The organism is Streptomyces bicolor, from assembly GCF_000719285.1.
GTDB classification, from domain to species: Bacteria; Actinomycetota; Actinomycetes; order Streptomycetales; family Streptomycetaceae; genus Streptomyces; species Streptomyces bicolor.
Map to the genome: position 1 here is coordinate 1 of NZ_JOFS01000013.1, position 20307 is coordinate 20307.

Genomic DNA, 20307 nt, shown 5'->3' on the forward strand with positions numbered 1-20307 from the left:
GCCCGGTTACATTCCGAACCCGGAAGCTAAGCCTTACAGCGCCGATGGTACTGCAGGGGGGACCCTGTGGGAGAGTAGGACGCCGCCGAACTCCTTTTAATGGGTTGGACCCGGAACTTTGGTTCCGGGTCCAACCCTTTTTTGTTGGGCGTCACCTGAAGTTCACGTTGCGCAACGAACATCCCCCGTATGGGTACTGCTGCAATGCTCAGGGCCGCCGGCGTCGGAGTCGGTGACGAGGTTGTCGTACCGGCCTTCGGGAACGTCGAAGTCGCCGAGGCTGTGGTCCTGGCCGGGGCGCTGCCGGTGTTCGCCGACATAGATCCCGTGACCTATTGCCTTGATGCCCTCGCTGTCGAGGCAGCCGTCACTTCGCGGACAGCGGCCGTCGTCGCCGTACACCGCTTCGGTCGGTCGGCCGATATCAAGCGGTTGCACGAGATCGGGCACCGGCATGGGCTGTTGGTGCTGGAGCAGGGCGAGTCCGAGTCTCCGTACGACGAGATTGCTCAGCGCCGGCAGCGGGCCTCGTATCTGGATGCGAAGTTGAAGGGTGTGCTCACGCCTGATGGTGGAGACGGGCACAGCTACCAGCAGTACGTCGTGCGCGTGCCGGGGAACGGGCGGCCGGATCGCGACGCGTTCGCACGGGCCGTGCGGGCCAGGGGAGTTGAGTGCCGGGTGCCGGTGAAGACGCCCGTGCACCGGCTGCCTGAATTCCGGCGGTGTGTGTCCCTGCCGGAGACCGAACGGGCGGCCGATGAAACGTTGTCTCTTCCTGTAGACGCCTCTCTGACCAAGCGGGACATGCAGCGGATCGTGTCCGCCTGCAACGCGCTGGGAGGACTGCTCCAGCCCGCCTTCTGAGGGTTTTGGAGCACGGGTGTGTTCGGGGTATGATCTATTCCGTTGCCGCGAGGGAAACTTCCCGAAATGGCAGCAGGCCCCTATAGCTCAGTCGGCAGAGCGTCTCCATGGTAAGGAGAAGGTCAACGGTTCGATTCCGTTTGGGGGCTCCGGACAGGAAAGGCCCCGCCCATTCGGGCGGGGCCTTTTTCGTACCCTTCTGCCGGTTTCCGCCTCAGTCCTTGTGGATGCCCGGGACGCGCATCGCCAGGATGGCCATGTCGTCGGATGGGGCGTCCGAGGCGAAGCGTTCGACCGCGCGCATGATGCGGGCCGCCACCGCGCCGGCCGTCAGGCCCGTGCAGGTGGTCAGGACATCGGTGAGGCCGTCGTCGCCCAGCATGCGGCTGCCTTCGCGGCGTTCGGTGACGCCGTCCGTGACGCAGAGGAGGACATCGCCGGGGTCGAGGGTGACCGTCTGTTCGTAGAGTTCCAGGTCGTCCATGACGCCGAGCAGCGGCTGGGGTTCAGCGGCCGGTTCGACCGAGCCGTCCTGGCGCAGGCGGAGGGGGAGCGGGTGGCCGGCGCAGACCACCTTCAGTTCCGCGCTGCCGTCCTCCTGCGGCCTCAACTCGCCGTAGAGGAGCGTCAGGAAGCGGCTGCGGGCGCCCTCGTCGAGGATCGCGGAGTTGAGGCGCTCCAGCACCGCCGGGCCGCTGAGGCCCTCTCTGGCCAGGAGGCGCAGGGCGTGCCGGGCGAGGCCTGTGACCGCCGCCGCGTTCGGGCCCGTACCGCAGACGTCGCCGATGGCGAAGCCGTACGCGCCGTCGCTGATCGGGAAGAGGTCGTAGAAGTCGCCGCCGACCTCGTTGCCCTCGCCGGCGGCACGGTAGATGACCTCGACCTCGACGCCGTCGATCTCGGGGAGCTCGGGGGGCAGGAGGCTGCGCTGGAGGGACTGGCTGATGGCCGTGCGCTCGGAGTAGAGGCGGGCGTTGTCCAGGGCCAGGGCGGCCCTTCGCGAGAGGTCCTCCGCCAACTCCAGGATTTCCTGGCGGAAGTGTTCGTCCGTCGGTTTGCCGAGGGTCAGCATGCCGATGACTCGGTTGCGGGCGACCAGCGGGAGGACGACCGTCTCGCCACCGACCGCGGAGGCCGTGGCCAGAGTGGGGCCGATGCCCGCGCTGATGCGGCCGACGGGCTCGCCCAGGCCCAGGCTGCGCATGGAGGTGCGCAGGGCGGCCTGGTGTGCGGACTCGGCGGGGGCCGACCAGACGCGGGCGCCGGGGGTGGCGATCGGTTCCGGTGGGGGGATCTTCGAGAGCAACGACTTGATGCCGTCGATGAGTTCCTCGTCCTCGTGCAGGACGTACGACAGGTATGGCTCCGAGGCCTGGTCGGCGATCGTGTAGACCGCGCACCAGGTGGCCAGGGTCGGGACCGTCATCTGGGCCATCAGGGCCAGGGTCTGGTCGCGGTCCAGGGTGCCGGCGAGGAGGTCGGAGGCCTCGACGAGGAAGCTGAGGGAGCCTCGGCGCAGGCGTTCGAGTTCGCCGAGGCGGGCCGACTCGACCGCCAGCGCGATGCGGTCGGCGGCGAACTGGAGGCGCAGCGCCTCCTCGTTGGAGTATCTGCTGGGCGCCTCGGCGGCGACGCCGAGGGAGCCGGTGAGGCGGCCCTCGACCTTCAGCGGGACCGTGACGACCGAGCGCATGCCGGTGCCCCGCAGCAGGGGTACGGCACCGGGGACCATGGTGAGGTCCTCGTGGACCGCCGGCATACGGGCCGAGCCGTAGCGGCCGGGACCCGCCTCGACGGGCACGCGCGCGAAGCGCTGCCGGGCGGAGGGCAGGCCGGTCGAGGCGCGGACCTCCAGCTCGGTTTCGTCGTCCGTCGCGAGGAGCAGGAAGGCGGAGTCGCCGTCGAGCATGTCGCGGGCGCGCTCCACCGTGCGCTGGAGGAGGCCGTCCAGGTCGTCCGGGGCGGGGGAGCCGATGAACACCTCGAAGGGGTCGGTGCTCTGGGCCTCGGAGGTGGTGGAGGTGTCGGAGGCCGGGATGCGCAACGGGGTCTGCAGGACGGCGCGTTCGTGGTCGCGGACCAGGAGGCAGACCGTGGAGGGTTCGCCGCCGGTGTCGCGGACGCGGAGGTGGGAGGCGTAGACCGGTGTGACGCGGCCGTTGGAGCCCCTTATGCCGTAGCTGCCCTCCCAGCGGGAGAGTTGGAGCGCCTCCGCGATGCCGGTGCTGGTGCCCGGGGTGTGCGGCCAGGCCGCGAGGTCGGTCAGAGGCTTGCCGGTGACCTGCTCGGCCGCATAGCCGAAGAGATCCTCCGCGTCCTCGTTCCAGGACGAGATGGCGCCCGTACGGTCGATCTGGACCACGGCGACGCGGACGCGGCCGTCGGCGAGCGGGAGGAGGTCGGAGGGCAGGGACGGCCCTGCCGCGCGGGTGCCCACCGGGCGTTCGGGGAGATCGAGTCGGAACCAGACCTGCTTGTGCGTGGGCGTGTACTCGACACCCCAGCGGCCGGCCAGGGCCGCGCACAGCTGGAGGCCGCGGCCGCCCTCGCGGTCGGGGCTGCCCATGTTGACGGGCGAGCCCTGGAGGGGGATCTCGCGCTCCGGATACCGGTCGGCCACCTCGATCCGTACACCGTCTTCACTGCGCAGGCACAGGACGTCCGCGGAGGTGCCCGCGTGTACGACGGCGTTGGTCACCAGTTCACTGGTGAGGACTACGGCGTCGTCGACGATGTCGGCGAAGCCCCAGCCCTGGAGGGTGTCGCGGACGAAGGAGCGGGCGCTCGCGACCGATCGCCCGACGGGATCGAAGCTGGCTGCCGCGCGCGCGGTGATCACAGAACTCCTCGTCCGGTTGTCAACGTGCAGGGCCCCGTGGCCGAGCGGGTCGCGCCGCTGGTGCGGCATGTGCGCGCCCGTCGGCCGGTCCGGGGATGGTCCCCCCGGGATCAGTCCGGTGGTCATGTCCGGCTGCCCCTCCGATGCCCGCTCGTGCTCCTCCTGTCACCGCCCAGGCCGGACGGGACCGGCGCGGCTGGACAGCCGCATGCAAGGTTACTTACCTTCGCCGTCCATGCGGATGCCGGTCGGCAGTGTTTCCGTCCGGAGGGTGTGCGGAGGGTGTGCGAAGCTGCCGAACTGTTATGGCCGGGTTCAGCAGGGGTGAAACACTGGGCAAGCTTCTTGTGAAGGTCCGGGCAGGCTGAGTGTCGTTCGCGTATCGCGGGCAGCAGCACGTGGTGTGGCCTGGTATATCCGGCAGGAATACCCAGCGGTAGTGGGTACGCCGGCAGTAGAACCCGAGCACAGCAGTAACGGTCGACCCCTGCGGGAGGGACACAGTGGAGTCTGGCGCAGCGACGCGGGGCACTAAGACGCGCGCGAAAGGCGGACCGTCCCTGAGGAACGAGCGCAAGACGCGTGGTGGGACCACTGCCGTGGACACGGCTGCCCTGAACCGGCTGCTGACGGCCCTGGTGTCGATGCGCGACGGGAACTTCCGGAAACGGCTCACCGTGTCCGGGGACGGCGTGATGTCGGAGATCGCCGCGGTTTTCAACGAGGTCGCCGACCGCAATCTCCATCTGACGGGTGAGCTGGCGCGCGTGCGGCGCATGGTCGGGCGCGAGGGCAAGCTCACCGAGCGGCTCGAGACGGGCGCCTGTGAGGGCTCCTGGGCGGCCGCCGTCGACAACTCCAACGCCCTGGTCGACGACCTCGTACGGCCCGTGTCCGAGGTCGGCCGGGTGCTGTCCGCGGTGGCCGACGGTGATCTGTCGCCGCGTATGGAACTGCGCACGCAGACGCAGGACGGGTCCGGGCATCCGCTGCGGGGCGAGTTCCTCAAGGTCGGGCGGACTGTAAACAACCTTGTCGATCAGCTGTCGACGTTCACCGACGAGGTCACGCGTGTGGCCAGCGAGGTGGGCACCGAGGGCAAGCTCGGCGGGCAGGCACGCGTGCGTGGCATGTCGGGTTCGTGGAAGGACCTCACGGACTCCGTCAACACGATGGCGTACCGGTTGACGGCCCAGGTGCGGGACATCGCGCTGGTGACCACGGCGGTCGCCAAGGGTGACCTGTCCCGCAAGGTCACGGTTCACGTGGCCGGTGAGATGCTCGAACTGAAGAACACTGTCAACACGATGGTGGACCAGCTGTCGTCGTTCTCCTCCGAGGTGACGCGAGTCGCGCGCGAGGTGGGTACCGAGGGTGAGCTCGGCGGGCAGGCGCAGGTGCCGGGTGTGGCCGGTGTGTGGAAGGACCTCACCGATTCGGTGAACCTCATGGCCGGCAACCTGACCGCACAGGTGCGCGGTATCGCCCAGGTGACGACGGCGGTGGCCAACGGTGATCTGTCGCAGAAGGTGACCGTGTCGGCCCGGGGTGAGGTCGCCCAGCTCGCGGACACGATCAACCAGATGACCGAGACGCTGCGGATCTTCGCGGACGAGGTCACGCGCGTGGCCAACGAGGTCGGTGCCGAGGGGCGGCTGGGCGGTCAGGCGAACGTGCCGGGTGCGGCGGGGACGTGGAAGGACCTGACGGACTCCGTCAACACCGTGTTCCGGAACCTGACCATTCAGGTGCGTGACATCGCCACGGTCACGACGGCGGTGGCCAGTGGTGACCTGTCGCAGAAGGTCACGGTCGACGTGGCCGGCGAGATGCTGGAGCTGAAGAACACCGTCAACGGCATGGTCGACCAGCTGTCCGCGTTCGGTTCCGAGGTCACGCGTGTCGCTCGTGAGGTCGGTGTCGAGGGTGAGCTCGGCGGGCAGGCGCAGGTGCCGGGTGCGGCGGGGACGTGGAAGGACCTGACGGACTCCGTCAACACCGCGTTCCGGAACCTCACCGGACAGGTGAGGAACATCGCGCAGGTGACCACGGCCGTGGCCAACGGTGACCTGTCGCAGAAGGTCACCGTGGACGTCTCCGGCGAGATGCTCCAGCTGAAGAACACCGTGAACACGATGGTGGACCAGCTGTCGTCCTTCGCCGACCAGGTCACGCGGATGGCCCGGGACGTCGGCACGGAGGGGCGGCTGGGCGGTCAGGCGGTCGTACCGGGTGTGGCCGGTACGTGGAAGGAGCTCACCGACTCCGTCAACGGAATGGCAGGGAACCTCACCGCCCAGGTGCGCAACATCGCGCAGGTCACCACTGCGGTGGCGCGCGGTGACCTGTCCCAGAAGATCGACGTGGATGCGCGCGGCGAGATCCTGGAGCTGAAGAACACCATCAACACGATGGTCGACCAGCTCTCCGGCTTCGCCGACCAGGTGACCCGGGTCGCCCGTGAGGTGGGCACCGAGGGCCGCCTCGGCGGTCAGGCGCAGGTGCCCGGCGTCGCCGGTGTGTGGCGGGACCTGACCGACTCCGTGAACGGAATGGCAGGAAACCTCACCGCCCAGGTGCGCAACATCGCGCAGGTCGCCACCGCGGTGGCCCGTGGTGACCTTTCGCAGAAGATCACCGTTGACGCGCGCGGCGAGATCCTGGAGCTCAAGAACACGCTGAACACGATGGTGGACCAGCTGTCGTCGTTCGCGGAGGAGGTCACCAGGGTCGCCCGTGAGGTGGGTACGGAAGGCCAGCTCGGCGGCCAGGCCGAGGTGCAGGGCGTCTCCGGCACCTGGAAGGACCTCACCCAGTCCGTGAACTTCATGGCGAACAACCTGACCATCCAGGTGCGTCAGATCGCCGAGGTCACCACCGCGGTCGCCAAGGGCGACCTGTCCAAGAAGATCACCGTCGACGCCAAGGGCGAGATCCTCGAGCTCGTCACGACCGTCAACACGATGGTCGACCAGCTGTCCAGCTTCGCCGAGCAGGTGACCCGGGTGGCCCGTGAGGTGGGCACCGAAGGCATTCTGGGCGGCCAGGCGCACGTTCCGGGTGTCACGGGCATCTGGAAGGACCTGAGCGGCAACGTGAACCTGATGGCCAAGAACCTGACCATGCAGGTGCGGAACATCTCCCAGGTCGCGGCGGCCGTCGCCAACGGTGACCTGACGCGGACGGTGACGATCGAGGCCCGTGGTGAAGTCGCGCAGCTCGCCGACACCTTCAACACGATGGTGAAGACGCTGAGTTCGTTCGCCGACCAGGTCACCAAGGTGGCCCGTGAAGTGGGCACTGACGGGATCCTCGGTGGTCAGGCGCATGTGCCGGGTGTTGCGGGCACGTGGAAGGACCTGACCGAGTCCGTGAACCAGATGGCGTCCAACCTGACCGGTCAGGTGCGCAACATCGCCATGGTCACCACCGCCATCGCCAAGGGCGACCTGACCAAGAAGATCGACATCGACGCCCGCGGCGAGATCCTCGAGCTCAAGACGACGATCAACACGATGGTCGACCAGCTGTCGTCCTTCGCCGAGGAGGTCACCCGAGTCGCCCGAGAGGTGGGCACCGAGGGACAGCTCGGCGGCCAGGCACGCGTGCGCGACGTCGACGGCACCTGGCGCGACCTCACCGAGTCCGTGAACGAAATGGCAGGAAACCTTACCCGGCAGGTGCGTGCCATCGCGCGCGTGGCGACCGCGGTGACCCGGGGTGACCTGAACCTGAAGATCGACGTCGACGCGTCCGGCGAGATCCAGGAACTGCAGGACTACATCAACAAGATGATCGCCAACCTGCGCGACACGACGATCGCCAACAAGGAGCAGGACTGGCTCAAGGGCAACCTCGCCCGGATCTCGGCGCTGATGCAGGGCCGCCGCGACCTGGAGGACGTGGCCTCGCTGATCATGAGCGAGCTGACCCCGGTCGTGTCCGCGCAGCACGGCGCGTTCTTCCTGACGATGCCGCTGGTCGACGGCAAGGACATGAGCGCGGAGGGCGAGGACCAGTACGAGCTGCGGATGCTGGGGTCGTACGCCTACTCGATGGGTTCCATGCCCACGTCGTTCCGGCCTGGCGAGGGGCTGATCGGGACGGCCGCGATGGAGAAGCGCACGATCCTCGTGGAGAACGCGCCGAGCGGCTATCTGAAGATCTCCTCCGGGCTCGGCGAAGCACCGCCGGCGCAGGTGATCGTCCTTCCGGTGCTCTTCGAGGGCAAGGTGCTCGGTGTGATCGAGCTGGCCTCCTTCACCCCGTTCACGCAGATCCAGAAGGACTTCCTCAACCAGATCGCCGAGATGATCGCGACCAGCGTCAACACCATCTCGGTCAACACCAAGACCGAGGTGCTGCTGAAGCAGTCGCAGGAGCTGACCGAGCAACTGAGGGAGCGGTCCGAGGAGTTGGAGAACCGGCAGAAGGCCCTCCAGGCGTCCAACGCCGAACTGGAGGAGAAGGCCGAGCTGCTGGCCCGGCAGAACCGCGACATCGAGGTCAAGAACACCGAGATCGAGGAGGCGCGGCAGGTCCTGGAGGAGCGCGCCGAGCAACTCGCGGTCTCCATGCGCTACAAGAGCGAGTTCCTCGCCAACATGTCGCACGAGCTGCGTACGCCGCTCAACTCGCTGCTCATCCTGGCCAAGCTGCTGGCCGACAACGCCGAGGGCAATCTCTCGCCGAAGCAGGTCGAGTTCGCCGAGACCATCCACGGCGCCGGTTCCGACCTGCTCCAGCTGATCAACGACATCCTGGACCTGTCGAAGGTCGAGGCGGGCAAGATGGATGTCTCGCCGACCCGGATCGCGCTCGTCCAGCTCGTCGACTACGTGGAGGCCACCTTCCGGCCGCTGACCGCGGAGAAGGGCCTGGACCTGTCGGTACGGGTCTCGCCGGAGCTGCCCGCCACGCTGCACACCGACGAGCAGCGGCTGCTGCAGGTGCTGCGCAACCTGCTGTCCAACGCGGTGAAGTTCACCGACTCCGGATCGGTCGAGCTGGTCATCCGGCCCGCCGGGGCGGACGTCCCGATGAAGATCCGGGAGCAACTGCTGGAGGCCGGTTCGCTCACCGAGGCGGACGCGCCGCTGATCGCGTTCTCCGTGACCGACACCGGCATCGGGATCGCGGCCAGCAAGATGCGGGTGATCTTCGAGGCCTTCAAGCAGGCGGACGGCACGACCAGCCGCAAGTACGGCGGGACGGGGCTGGGGCTGTCCATCTCGCGGGAGATCGCGCAGCTGCTCGGCGGCGAGATCCACGCGCAGAGCGAGCCGGGACGCGGCTCGACGTTCACGCTGTATTTGCCGCTGCACCCCAGCGAACTGCCACCGCACGGCTACCAGCAGCAGCTGCCCCCTCTCGACGCGGGTGACCTGGTGGCCTCCGCTGCCGACCTGTCGGAGCTGTCCGACGTGGAGATCGAGACGCCGGCCGAGGTGCGGTCGTACCGGGAGACGCAGAACGGCGCCGCCGCGCTCTTCAGGCGCCGTCGCAGGGCGGTGCACGAGCTGGAGCAGCGGCCCGCGCAGCAGGAGCAGTGGTCGGCCGCCGAGCAGCAGACGGTGCCGCAGCCGCTGCGGGGCGTCCGGTTCGGCGGCGAGAAGGTGCTCATCGTCGACGACGACATCCGCAACGTCTTCGCGCTGACCAGCGTCCTGGAGCAGCACGGCCTGTCCGTGCTGTACGCCGAGAACGGCCGCGAGGGCATCGAGGTGCTGGAGCAGCACGACGACGTGGCGGTCGTCCTGATGGACATCATGATGCCCGAGATGGACGGGTACGCGACGACCACGGCGATCCGCAGGATGCCGCAGTTCGCCGGACTGCCGATCATCGCGCTGACCGCCAAGGCGATGAAGGGCGACCGGGAGAAGGCGATCGAGTCGGGAGCTTCCGACTACGTGACGAAGCCGGTCGATCCCGATCATCTGCTGGCGGTGATGAACCAGTGGATGAGGGAGCAGTGACAGGAACCAACAGCGTTCACACGCAGTTGCTGACTCAGTGTGCTCGAAGCCGTGTAGAAGTGCGGTATTCGGGGAACCTTCTGGTCTCCTGCTGCGTTTCTGCTACGTGCACAGTGACATCGCGGTGACAGGGTGTGGCGACAGGCGGGGTGCGGCTACCATGACCGGCACGAGGGCGGGCGGCGTAAGGGAGCCGTCCCCTGGGGCGGAGCCCGGTGCACTGCCGGGGCGAGGAGGGCGGGCCATGGTGCAGAAGGCCAAGATCCTCCTGGTCGATGACCGGCCGGAGAATCTGCTGGCGCTGGAGGCGATCCTCTCTGCGCTCGATCAGACCCTGGTGCGGGCATCGTCCGGGGAGGAAGCGCTCAAAGCACTGCTGACGGACGACTTCGCGGTCATTCTGCTGGACGTCCAGATGCCGGGAATGGACGGTTTCGAAACCGCCGCGCACATCAAGCGGCGGGAACGGACCCGGGACATCCCGATCATCTTCCTCACCGCGATCAACCACGGCCCGCACCACACCTTCCGCGGCTACGCGGCGGGCGCGGTTGACTACATCTCCAAGCCGTTCGACCCGTGGGTGCTGCGGGCGAAGGTCTCCGTGTTCGTCGAGCTGTACATGAAGAACTGCCAGCTGCGCGAGCAGGCGGCGCTGCTGCGGCTCCAGTTGGAGGGCGGCGGCAAGGCCGCGGGCGGCGACTCCAAGGAGCCGGCGGGGCTGCTCGCCGAGTTGTCGGCGCGGCTCGCGGCCGTCGAGGAGCAGGCCGAGGCGCTGTCCAAGCAGCTCGACGACGAGTCGGCGGACGCGGCGGCGGTGGCCACGGCGGCCCATCTCGAACGCAAACTCACGGGGTTGCGGCGGGCGCTGGACGCGCTGGAGCCGGGCACCGGGAGCACCTCCTCGGTCCCCTCGCAGAACTGACCTCGCGATGGCGTCGGTTGGCCGGCGAGCGACGCCGAATTGTCCTGTGTGTGACCGGTCCGTGAACCGGCGTCAGTTCGCTGCCTCCGCAAGGGCGACACGAACGGGTGAAGCAGTGGGCACACGTGTCCACTGTCTTCTCCACCGGTAACCTCACACCCATGGCCTCACGTTCCTCCGCAGCCAAGAAGCCGCCCGCGAAGAAGGCGGCCGCTTCCGCGAAGGCTCCGGCGAAGAAGGCCGCCGCCAAGAAAGCCCCCGCCAAAAAGGCGCCGGCCAAGAAGGCCGCGGCGAAGAAAGCCGCGCCCGCACCCAAGCCGGCTCCCAACCCCACCGGGGGCATCTACCGGCTTGTGCGGGCCGTCTGGCTCGGGCTCGCACACGCCGTCGGCGCGGTGTTCCGCGGCATAGGGCAGGGCGCCAAGAACCTCGACCCCGCTCACCGCAAGGACGGCATCGCGCTGTTGCTGCTCGGCCTCGCGCTGATCGTCGCGGCCGGTACCTGGTCCAACCTGCGCGGCCCCGTCGGCGACCTCGTCGAGATCATCGTGACCGGCGCCTTCGGCCGGCTCGACCTGCTCGTGCCGATCCTGCTCGCGGTCATCGCCGTACGGTTCATCCGGCACCCCGAGAAACCCGAGGCCAACGGCCGGATCGTCATCGGCCTGTCCGCGCTCGTCATCGGCGTCCTCGGACAGGTCCACATCGCCGTCGGCTCGCCCGCCCGCAGCGAGGGCATGCAGGCCATAAGGGACGCCGGCGGGCTGATCGGCTGGGGTGCGGCGACCCCGCTGACGTACACCATGGGCGAGGTCCTCGCCGTACCCCTGCTCGTGCTGCTGACGATCTTCGGGCTGCTGGTCGTCACGGCCACCCCGGTCAACGCCATCCCGCAGCGGCTGCGGCAGTTGGGCGTGAAGCTCGGCATCCTGCCCGACCCCGCGGAGGACGACGAGTACACCGAGGACGAGCAGCGCTACGACGACCAGTGGCGCGAGGCGCTGCCCGCGTCGCGCGGCCGCAGGCGCACCCCGGCCCCCGAGACGTACGACCCCGACAGCGCCGAGCAGGAGGCCCTCTCGCGGCGTCGTGGGCGCCCGAGGCGCTCCGCTGTGCCGCAGCCCGAGATGAACCGCCCCATGGACGCTGTGGACGTCGCGGCGGCCGCCGCCGCGGCGCTCGACGGTGCCGTCCTGCACGGGATGCCGCCCTCGCCGATCGTCGCCGACCTCACCCAGGGCGTCAGCGTGGGCGACCGCGCGGAGACCACCCCCGTGCCGACGCCGGTCCCGGCAGCGCGACCCAAGCAGGAGAAGCTCCCCAAGAGCGAGGTCCCGGATCTGACGAAGTCCGGGGTGCCGGACCTCACCAAGGCCGCGCCCGACGAGATCCGCGACCTGCCTCCGCGCGCCGAGCAGCTCCAGCTGTCCGGCGACATCACGTACGCGCTGCCGTCGCTCGACCTCCTCGAGCGTGGCGGTCCGGGCAAGGCGCGCAGCGCCGCCAATGACGCCATCGTCGAGTCGCTCACCACCGTCTTCACCGAGTTCAAGGTCGACGCCCGCGTCACCGGCTTCACGCGCGGGCCGACGGTCACGCGCTACGAGGTCGAGCTCGGGCCCGCCGTGAAGGTCGAGCGGATCACCGCGCTGACGAAGAACATCGCGTACGCCGTCGCCAGCCCGGACGTGCGGATCATCAGCCCGATCCCCGGCAAGTCAGCGGTCGGCATCGAGATCCCGAACACCGACCGCGAGATGGTCAACCTCGGAGACGTGCTGCGTCTCGCGGCCGCCGCCGAGGACGACCACCCGATGCTGGTGGCGCTCGGCAAGGACGTCGAGGGCGGCTATGTGATGGCCAACATCGCGAAGATGCCGCATGTGCTGGTTGCCGGTGCTACCGGTTCCGGTAAGTCGTCCTGCATTAACTGCTTGATCACTTCGGTGATGATGCGGGCGACCCCCGAGGACGTCCGGATGGTGCTGGTCGACCCCAAGCGCGTCGAGCTGACCGCGTACGAGGGCATCCCGCACCTGATCACGCCGATCATCACCAACCCGAAGCGGGCCGCCGAGGCGCTCCAGTGGGTCGTACGGGAGATGGACCTTCGGTACGACGACCTGGCGGCGTACGGCTACCGGCACATCGACGACTTCAATGAGGCCGTCCGGGGCGGCAAGGTGAAGGCGCCGGAGGGCAGTGAGCGCGAGCTCCAGCCGTACCCCTACCTGCTGGTGATCGTCGACGAGCTGGCCGACCTGATGATGGTGGCGCCGCGTGACGTCGAGGACGCGATCGTGCGCATCACGCAGCTCGCGCGCGCGGCCGGCATCCACCTGGTGCTCGCCACCCAGCGGCCGTCGGTCGATGTCGTCACCGGTCTCATCAAGGCGAACGTGCCCTCACGGCTCGCCTTCGCCACCTCCTCGCTCGCCGACTCGCGCGTCATCCTCGACCAGCCCGGCGCCGAGAAGCTGATCGGCAAGGGCGACGGGCTGTTCCTGCCGATGGGCGCGAACAAGCCCACCCGTATGCAGGGTGCCTTCGTGACCGAGGACGAGGTCGCGGCGGTCGTCCAGCACTGCAAGGACCAGATGGCGCCCGTCTTCCGGGACGACGTCACCGTGGGCACCAAGCAGAAGAAGGAGATCGACGAGGAGATCGGCGACGACCTCGACCTGCTGTGTCAGGCGGCCGAGCTGGTGGTCTCCACGCAGTTCGGCTCCACGTCCATGCTCCAGCGAAAGCTGCGCGTCGGGTTCGCCAAGGCCGGGCGGCTGATGGACCTCATGGAGTCGCGCGGCATCGTCGGGCCCAGCGAGGGCTCCAAGGCTCGTGACGTTCTTGTGAAACCTGACGAGCTGGACGGCGTGCTCGCGGTGATCCGCGGGGAGGCTTAAAGGAAGTCCGGGCGGAAACGGGACGTGGTGGTCGCCTTGCGGCGGGTGGGTGATGCGTCGATGTCGGATCGTGACTCACCCGTAAGGGATCATTGAGCAACCGTTCCCCTTCGGCGTACGTCAAGTTGAGGGAAGCGACAACCTCGTGCCTCACCATCAGCGTGTCCGGCCATTCTGATGGCGTATAAAGTCCCACCGCCCGGTTGCCCCACCCTTTCGTACCCCCCCTAGACTGAACCTCCAGCACAGGTGGCTTAAACGCTCGAAAGGCGCCCCCGTGTCCATCGGCAACTCCCCTGAAGACGAGCGTCCGTTCGAAGACGTATCCGACGAAGCCCGCATCTCGATCGGCCGTGCCCTGCGGCAGGCGCGCATCGACGCCGGGCTGACCGTCGACGACGTCAGTAGCGCCACCCGGGTCCGCATCGCCATCGTGCACGCCATCGAGGCGGACAACTTCGCTCCCTGCGGCGGCGACGTGTACGCCCGGGGCCACATCCGCACCCTCGCCAAGGCCGTCCGCCTCGATCCTGCCCCGCTTCTCGCCCAGTACGACGCCTCGCACGGCGGACGACCGGCGCCCACGCCGGCCGCCCCGCTGTTCGAGGCGGAGCGCATCCGTCCCGAGCGGCGCGGGCCGAACTGGACCGCGGCGATGGTCGCCGCGATCGTCGCGGTGATCGGGTTCGTCGGGTTCACCGCGTTCAAGGGCGACGGCGAGGGCGGCAAGTCGACGGTGGCCGAAGGCGACTCGACGCCGACGGCGGACAAGACCACTCCCACGCCGAAGACCGACAAGCCCAAGGACCCCGAGCCGGAGCCGTCGGACAGCGCCATCGCGGCCGTCCCGCAGGACAAGGTGACCGTCCAGGTCAGTGCCGCCGACGGACGCAGCTGGATCTCCGCCAAGGACCACAACGGCAAGCTGCTCTTCGACGGCCTCCTCAAGCAGGGCGACTCCAAGACCTTCCAGGACAGCGAGAAGATCAACCTCGTCCTCGGTGACGCGGGCGCGATCGACCTCTACGTCAACGGCAAGAAGATCGAGGACGACTGGCGGCCGGGCGCCGTGGAGCGCCTCACGTACACCAAGGGCGACCCGCAGGCCGGATAAGTCCGGCTGATGGGGTGAGCTGAGGACGGGGTTGGCCAAGATCGGCCAACCCCGTCGACGTGGGCTGTCAGTGAGACAAAGTAGTCTTGAGCCCATGCCTGAACGCCGTACCGTCGCACTCGTCACTCTTGGCTGCGCCCGTAACGAGGTGGACTCGGAGGAGCTCGCAGGCCGTTTGGAGGCGGACGGCTGGGATCTCGTGGAGGACGCCGCGGACGCGGACGTCGCCGTGGTCAACACGTGCGGCTTCGTCGACGCCGCCAAGAAGGACTCCGTCGACGCGCTCCTGGAGGCCAACGACCTCAAGGGCCATGGAAGAACCCAGGCCGTCGTGGCGGTGGGCTGTATGGCCGAGCGGTACGGCAAGGACCTCGCCGAGGCCCTGCCGGAGGCCGACGGCGTGCTCGGCTTCGACGACTACGCGGACATCTCGGACCGCCTGCAGACCATCCTGTCCGGCGGTGTCCATGCCTCGCACACCCCGCGCGACCGGCGCAAGCTGCTGCCGATCAGCCCGGCCGAGCGGCAGGATTCGGCGGCCGACGTCGCGCTGCCGGGTCACGCGCCCGTCGATCTTCCGGATGGGCTCGCTCCGGCTTCCGGCCCGCGTGCGCCCCTGCGCCGCCGCCTCGACGGCGCCCCGGTCGCCTCGGTGAAGCTCGCCTCCGGCTGCGACCGGCGCTGCACCTTCTGTGCCATCCCGTCCTTCCGCGGCTCCTTCATCTCGCGTCGGCCCAGCGATGTGCTGAACGAGACGCGGTGGCTGGCCGAACAAGGAGTGAAGGAGATCATGCTGGTCTCCGAGAACAACACCTCCTACGGCAAGGACCTGGGCGACATCCGCCTGCTGGAGTCCCTCCTGCCGGAGCTGGCGGAGGTCGACGGCATCGAACGTATCCGCGTCAGCTACCTCCAGCCGGCCGAGATGCGGCCTGGGCTGATCGACGTCCTGACCTCGACGCCGAAGGTCGCCCCGTACTTCGACCTGTCCTTCCAGCACTCCGCCCCCGACGTACTGCGCTCGATGCGCCGCTTCGGCGACACCGACCGCTTCCTGGAACTGCTGGACACCATCCGTGGCAAGGCCCCCCAGGCCGGCGTGCGCTCCAACTTCATCGTGGGCTTCCCCGGCGAGACCGAGGCCGACCTCGCCGAGCTGGAGCGGTTCCTGAACGGCGCGCGGCTGGACGCCATCGGCGTCTTCGGCTACTCCGACGAGGAGGGCACGGAGGCCGCGACGTACGAGAACAAGCTCGACGAGGACGTCGTCGCCGAGCGGCTGGCACATGTCTCCCGGCTGGCCGAGGAACTTGTCTCGCAGCGGGCCGAGGAGCGCGTCGGAGAGACCGTGCACGTGCTCGTCGAGGCGGTGGACGCCGAGGACTCGACGGAGGGCGCGTACGGCCGTGGCGCACACCAGGCGCCGGAGACGGACGGCCAGGTGCTGCTCACGAGCGGCGCGGGGCTGAGCATCGGTCGTATGGTCGAGGCGAAGGTGGTCGGTACGGAAGGTGTCGACCTGGTGGCCGAGCCGCTGCAGGGCACGCTCGCGTGTAGTGAGGAGGCGGGCAGATGAGCGGAGTTCCGGCGTCCGCCGCAGGTGGCTCCTCCCCGGCGGGTGCGGCGGGCAAGGCGAGCGCGGTGGGCTCGTCCAAGGGCGGCGGCTCGAAGGCGGGCGGTGCGAAGGCCGGGGCCTCGAAGGCCGGTGCCTCTACGGCCGTCGGCACCGAATCCGGTGCGGCGGGCGGTGCCAAGCCCCCGCGCGGGGGCAAGATCGCGGCCGCGGCCGTCAACCAGGCCAGCGTCTGGAACATCGCCAACCTCCTGACCATGCTCCGGCTGGTCCTCGTGCCCGCGTTCGTCGCACTGATGCTGGCCGACGGCGGCTACGACCCGGCGTGGCGCTCGCTCGCCTGGGCGGCCTTCGCCATCGCCATGATCACCGACCTGTTCGACGGCCATCTGGCCCGGGCGTACGACCTCGTCACCGACTTCGGGAAGATCGCCGACCCCATCGCCGACAAGGCGATCATGGGTGCGGCGCTGATCTGTCTGTCGGCACTGGGCGATCTGCCGTGGTGGGTGACGGGCGTCATCCTCGGCCGAGAACTCGGGATCACGCTCCTGCGTTTCATCGTCATCCGGTACGGAGTCATCCCCGCGAGCCGCGGCGGCAAGCTCAAGACCCTCACGCAGGGCGTGGCCGTCGGGATGTACATCCTGGCCCTGACGGGGTGGCTGGCCACGCTGAGGTGGTGGGTGATGGCCGCGGCGGTCGTCCTGACCGTGGTGACCGGGCTCGACTATGTGAGACAAGCCATTGTGCTGCGCAGGCGGGGAATCGCCGAGCGCGAAGCCGCGTTGGAGGAGACGGAAGCGTGAGTTCCCCGGCCACCGACGTGGTGCGACTACTCACAGTGAGGGGCGAGACGCTCGCTGTCGCCGAGTCGCTCACGGGCGGACTGGTTGCGGCGGAGATCACAGCCACCCCTGGGGCCTCCAAGGCGTTCCGGGGTTCGGTGACCGCGTACGCCACCGGGCTCAAGCATGAGCTGCTCGGGGTCGACGCGACCCTACTGGCCCAGCACGGAGCGGTGAATCCGCAGGTCGCTGCCCAGATGGCGGTCGGCGTGCGGAAGGCTCTGGGCGCCGACTGGGGCATCGCGACGACCGGTGTCGCGGGACCCGAGACGCAGGACGGTCAGCCCGTGGGGACGGTCTTCGTGGCGGTGGACGGGCCTCTCGGACCGGGTTCCGGTTCTGCCGGTGGCGGAAAAGTGGAGGCCCTGCGGTTGAACGGCGGCCGCGAGGAAATTCGTATGGAGAGTGTACGGAGCGTACTCGCGCTGCTCCTGAAGGAGCTTGCGAGCGAACACACTGGGAATGAGCGGGCACAGGATACGGAACAGAACGGGGGGTTTTGATGTTTGCAGCCCTTAGTGAACACGACATCGCTCCCCGCACGGCCGCGGCGCAAGGCGGTACGGTGGGGCGTGAAGGATGCGGCTACGCGGTCCGAGGAGGGAGCCACCGATGATTCTGCTCCGTCGCCTGCTGGGTGACGTGCTGCGTCGGCAGCGCCAGCGCCAGGGCCGTACTCTGCGCGAAGTCTCCTCGTCCGCCCGAGTTTCACTCGGCTATCTCTCCGAGGTGGAGCGGGGGCAGAAGGAGGCTTCCTCCGAGCTGCTCGCCGCGATCTGCGACGCGCTGGACGTACGGATGTCCGAGCTCATGCGGGAAGTGAGCGACGAACTCGCCCTCGCCGAGCTGGCCCAGTCTGCAGCGGCCACCCCCAGCGAGCCTGTACCCACGTCGGTCCGTCCGATGCTGGGTTCCGTGTCGGTGACCGGTGTGCCACCGGAACGGGTGACCATCAAGGCGCCTTCCGAGGCGGTGGACGTGGTCGCCGCGTGATGGCGCCGCTGGTGTGCGTGAACTGACCACGCACTGAGGAGTTGTGTGAGGCCCCGGCCGGGGCTTCCCCAGGGAGATCTGGGGGAGTGCGGTCGGGGTTTCGTGCTGTGCGGGGCGTGCGGGGTGCGTTTGCCGCCGCGGGGTGCGGAGGTCATGGTGGAGGGTGTGACGGCGCTCTGACGCGCTGTGACGACGTTGGCCCGTGCTGCATCCGTGTGCCGCTGGTGCGCCCTCCCGGCGGGTGAACGGGCGGCCTAGCCTCGGGCTGGAGGTGGGTGGATGGCACGGCCGATAGCGCGCTGGGGGGTGTTCCTCGGCTTCGGGGCGCTGTGGTGGTGGGCTGTGCTGCGGCTCGCTCTCGCGCCGGAGGCGGGAGCGCTGGAGGCGGCCGTCGTCACCGGAGGGTGGGGGCTGAGCCTGCTGCCGGTGCACTGTGTGCCCAAGGCGCGGGCTGTGGGGGCCGTCGACCCGCGGCGATGGGTGGAAGCCTGGCGGGCAGGGCGGGCAGGGCGGGGAGGGCGGTCTACCAAGGCATCGCCACGCCACCGTTCGGACGCAGGATCTGCCCCGTGGTGAAGGACGAGGCGTCGGACGCCAGGTGCAGCACGGCGTGGGCGATGTCCTCCGGTTCGCCGACCCGGCCGAGGGGTGACATGCGGGCCATGAACGCCTCGGTCTGTGTCTGTGCCGCGCTGTCGTGGCGGTCGGTCATGGGAGTGCGGATCCAGCCCGGGGCGACCGCGTTGACGCGGATGCCGTGCGGGCCCATCTCCGTCGCCAGTGTCTTCGTCAGCTGCACGACGGCCGCCTTGGCCGCGCCGTAGCACAGCAGGCCGGGGCCTCCGGTGTCCACGGCGCCCGAGGCCATGGTGATGATGCTGCCCCCTATGCGTTGCGCGAGCATCGCGCGGGCGGCCTCCTGGCAGGCGTACAGCACGCCTTTGAAGTTGACGTTCAGCACTCGGTCGAGGTCTTCGTCGCGGGTCTCCAGGACAGGGCTGCTGTGCATGATCCCGGCGACCGCGGCCATCACGTCGAGGCGCTCGCAGGTGGCGACGGCCTTGCGGAGCTGTTCGCGGTCGGTGACGTCGAGGTGGTGGGCGCGGGCGGTGCCACCGCTCTCCTTGATCAGGGTCGTCGTGTCGTGCAGGCCCTGAGCGTCACGGTCGGCGCAGTGCACGGTGGCGCCGGCCTGGGCGAGCAGGACGGCCGAGGCGCGGCCGATTCCGCTCGCGGCGCCGGTGACGAATGCGGTGCGTCCGGTGAGCTCGTACACCTTGACGGCCATGATGGGACGGTACGAGGGTTTCTGACGGCCCGTCAATTGAGGGGACCAATTACGGGTCGTCAATTGGTCGTACGGTGCTGTGTCCCGCGGTGTGCGGTGGTGCCGGGCGTCGTGGTCGGGGTCGGGCCCGCCTGGCAGGCGGGGCACCAGTAGGTGGGGCGTTCGCGGGAGCCGTCGCCCTGGTCGGCCGCGCGAATCGGTGTGCCACAGCGCAGGCAGGGGCGGTTGGCGCGGCCGTACACGAAGAGGTCCTGGCCGCGGCGGCCCGTCGTACTGCGGATCGGACGGTCGCGGTTGGCTTCCAGGAGCTTCTTGGCGAGTACGGGCAGTTGGGCCGTGTGCTCGGCGGGGAGCGCGCCGACGGGGAGCCAGGGGGTGACGCGGAGCAGGAAGCAGAGCTCGCTCTTGTAGACATTGCCGATGCCGGCCAGGTTGCGCTGATCCAGCAGGGCCTCGCCGAGGGGGCGGGTGGGGTCGCCGAGGAGGTTGGTGAGGGCGCGGTCGGGGTCCCAGTCCGGGCCCAGGAGGTCGGGGCCGAGGTGGCCGACCGCGCGTTGTTCCTCGGTGGTGCGCAGGAGGTCGAGGACGGGGAGGCGGTAGCCGACGGCTGTGTGGGCAGGGCCGGGGGTGGAGGCGGAGGCCGAGGTGGGGGTGGCGCTGGCGGTGAGAATCACGCGGATCTGATGGCTGGGGCCGCCCGTCCAGCGCTGGTGCTCGGTGTAGACCTTCCAGGAGCCTTCCATGCCCAGGTGCGAGTGGACTGTCAGGCCGCCCTCGATGCGGGTGAGGAGGTGTTTGCCGCGTGGGATGACGTCCAGGACGGCGCGGCCTGTCAGGTCGACCGTGGCGTACCTGGGCACCCGGAAGTCGGTGCGGGTCAGCGTCTTGCCCGCGAGGGCGGTGTGCAGCCGCTTCGCGGTTTGCCAGACCGTGTCTCCTTCGGGCATGGGTCAAGGGTGGCACGCCCTGAGCCGAGGGG

Annotated in this window: 12 protein-coding genes, 1 tRNA gene and 1 rRNA gene; 11 read left to right on the plus strand and 3 right to left on the minus strand. The window is 69.1% G+C overall.

The genetic code is table 11. The features are described 5' to 3' along the window. From rrf to IF78_RS0118785, 3 genes are all read left to right on the plus strand, one after another. Positions 1-91, plus strand: a 5S ribosomal RNA gene (gene rrf / locus IF78_RS45080); the annotation flags it as partial. Between the two features lie 113 nt (positions 92-204). After that, a complete protein-coding gene (locus tag IF78_RS0118780; protein ID WP_031486461.1) occupies positions 205-867 on the plus strand; it encodes a DegT/DnrJ/EryC1/StrS family aminotransferase in 663 nt (220 codons plus the stop codon). Positions 868-943: 76 nt separating this feature from the next. Continuing rightward, positions 944-1016, plus strand: a tRNA-Thr gene (locus IF78_RS0118785). Between the two features lie 65 nt (positions 1017-1081). Here IF78_RS0118785 and IF78_RS0118790 read toward each other — a convergent pair. Beyond that, positions 1082-3832, minus strand: a complete 2751-nt coding sequence (locus IF78_RS0118790) for a SpoIIE family protein phosphatase (protein ID WP_031486460.1) — start codon at positions 3830-3832, stop codon at positions 1082-1084. A 377-nt stretch (positions 3833-4209) separates the two neighbouring features. Here IF78_RS0118790 and IF78_RS0118795 point away from each other — a divergent pair, with 377 nt between their 5' ends. From IF78_RS0118795 to IF78_RS0118830, 8 genes are all read left to right on the plus strand, one after another. Next, the gene (locus IF78_RS0118795; protein ID WP_107049971.1) at positions 4210-9684 is read left to right on the plus strand and encodes a HAMP domain-containing protein; all 5475 of its coding nucleotides are present in this window, start codon (positions 4210-4212) and stop codon (positions 9682-9684) included. Positions 9685-9928: 244 nt separating this feature from the next. After that, the gene (locus tag IF78_RS0118800; protein WP_031486458.1) at positions 9929-10609 is read left to right on the plus strand and encodes a response regulator; all 681 of its coding nucleotides are present in this window, start codon (positions 9929-9931) and stop codon (positions 10607-10609) included. Between the two features lie 161 nt (positions 10610-10770). Beyond that, on the plus strand, positions 10771-13512 hold the full coding sequence (locus IF78_RS0118805; protein WP_037640788.1) for a DNA translocase FtsK: 2742 nt from the start codon (positions 10771-10773) through the stop codon (positions 13510-13512). Positions 13513-13789: 277 nt separating this feature from the next. Continuing rightward, the gene (locus IF78_RS0118810; protein ID WP_031486456.1) at positions 13790-14626 is read left to right on the plus strand and encodes a helix-turn-helix domain-containing protein; all 837 of its coding nucleotides are present in this window, start codon (positions 13790-13792) and stop codon (positions 14624-14626) included. A 94-nt stretch (positions 14627-14720) separates the two neighbouring features. Then, complete coding sequence (gene rimO, locus IF78_RS0118815) at positions 14721-16202, plus strand: 30S ribosomal protein S12 methylthiotransferase RimO (RefSeq protein WP_031486455.1); 1482 nt, start codon at positions 14721-14723, stop codon at positions 16200-16202. Then, on the plus strand, positions 16199-17008 hold the full coding sequence (gene pgsA, locus IF78_RS0118820; RefSeq protein WP_031486454.1) for a CDP-diacylglycerol--glycerol-3-phosphate 3-phosphatidyltransferase: 810 nt from the start codon (positions 16199-16201) through the stop codon (positions 17006-17008). The genes rimO and pgsA overlap by 4 nt, the downstream gene beginning before the upstream one ends. Next, the gene (locus IF78_RS0118825; RefSeq protein ID WP_031486453.1) at positions 17005-17550 is read left to right on the plus strand and encodes a CinA family protein; all 546 of its coding nucleotides are present in this window, start codon (positions 17005-17007) and stop codon (positions 17548-17550) included. Before pgsA ends, IF78_RS0118825 begins: the two co-directional genes overlap by 4 nt. Before the next feature lie 109 nt (positions 17551-17659). Then, a complete protein-coding gene (locus IF78_RS0118830) occupies positions 17660-18040 on the plus strand; it encodes a helix-turn-helix domain-containing protein (protein ID WP_019756312.1) in 381 nt (126 codons plus the stop codon). Positions 18041-18563: 523 nt separating this feature from the next. On the opposite strand, the gene IF78_RS0118835 is transcribed toward IF78_RS0118830, so the two are convergent. Both IF78_RS0118835 and IF78_RS0118840 read right to left on the minus strand, forming a co-directional pair. Next, positions 18564-19328, minus strand: coding sequence for an SDR family NAD(P)-dependent oxidoreductase (locus IF78_RS0118835; protein ID WP_031486452.1), 765 nt, complete (start codon positions 19326-19328; stop codon positions 18564-18566). A 59-nt stretch (positions 19329-19387) separates the two neighbouring features. Beyond that, positions 19388-20275 (minus strand): DNA-formamidopyrimidine glycosylase family protein, encoded by an 888-nt coding sequence (locus IF78_RS0118840; protein WP_031486451.1) that lies wholly within the window; start codon positions 20273-20275, stop codon positions 19388-19390. Between the last annotated feature and the right edge of the window lie 32 nt (positions 20276-20307).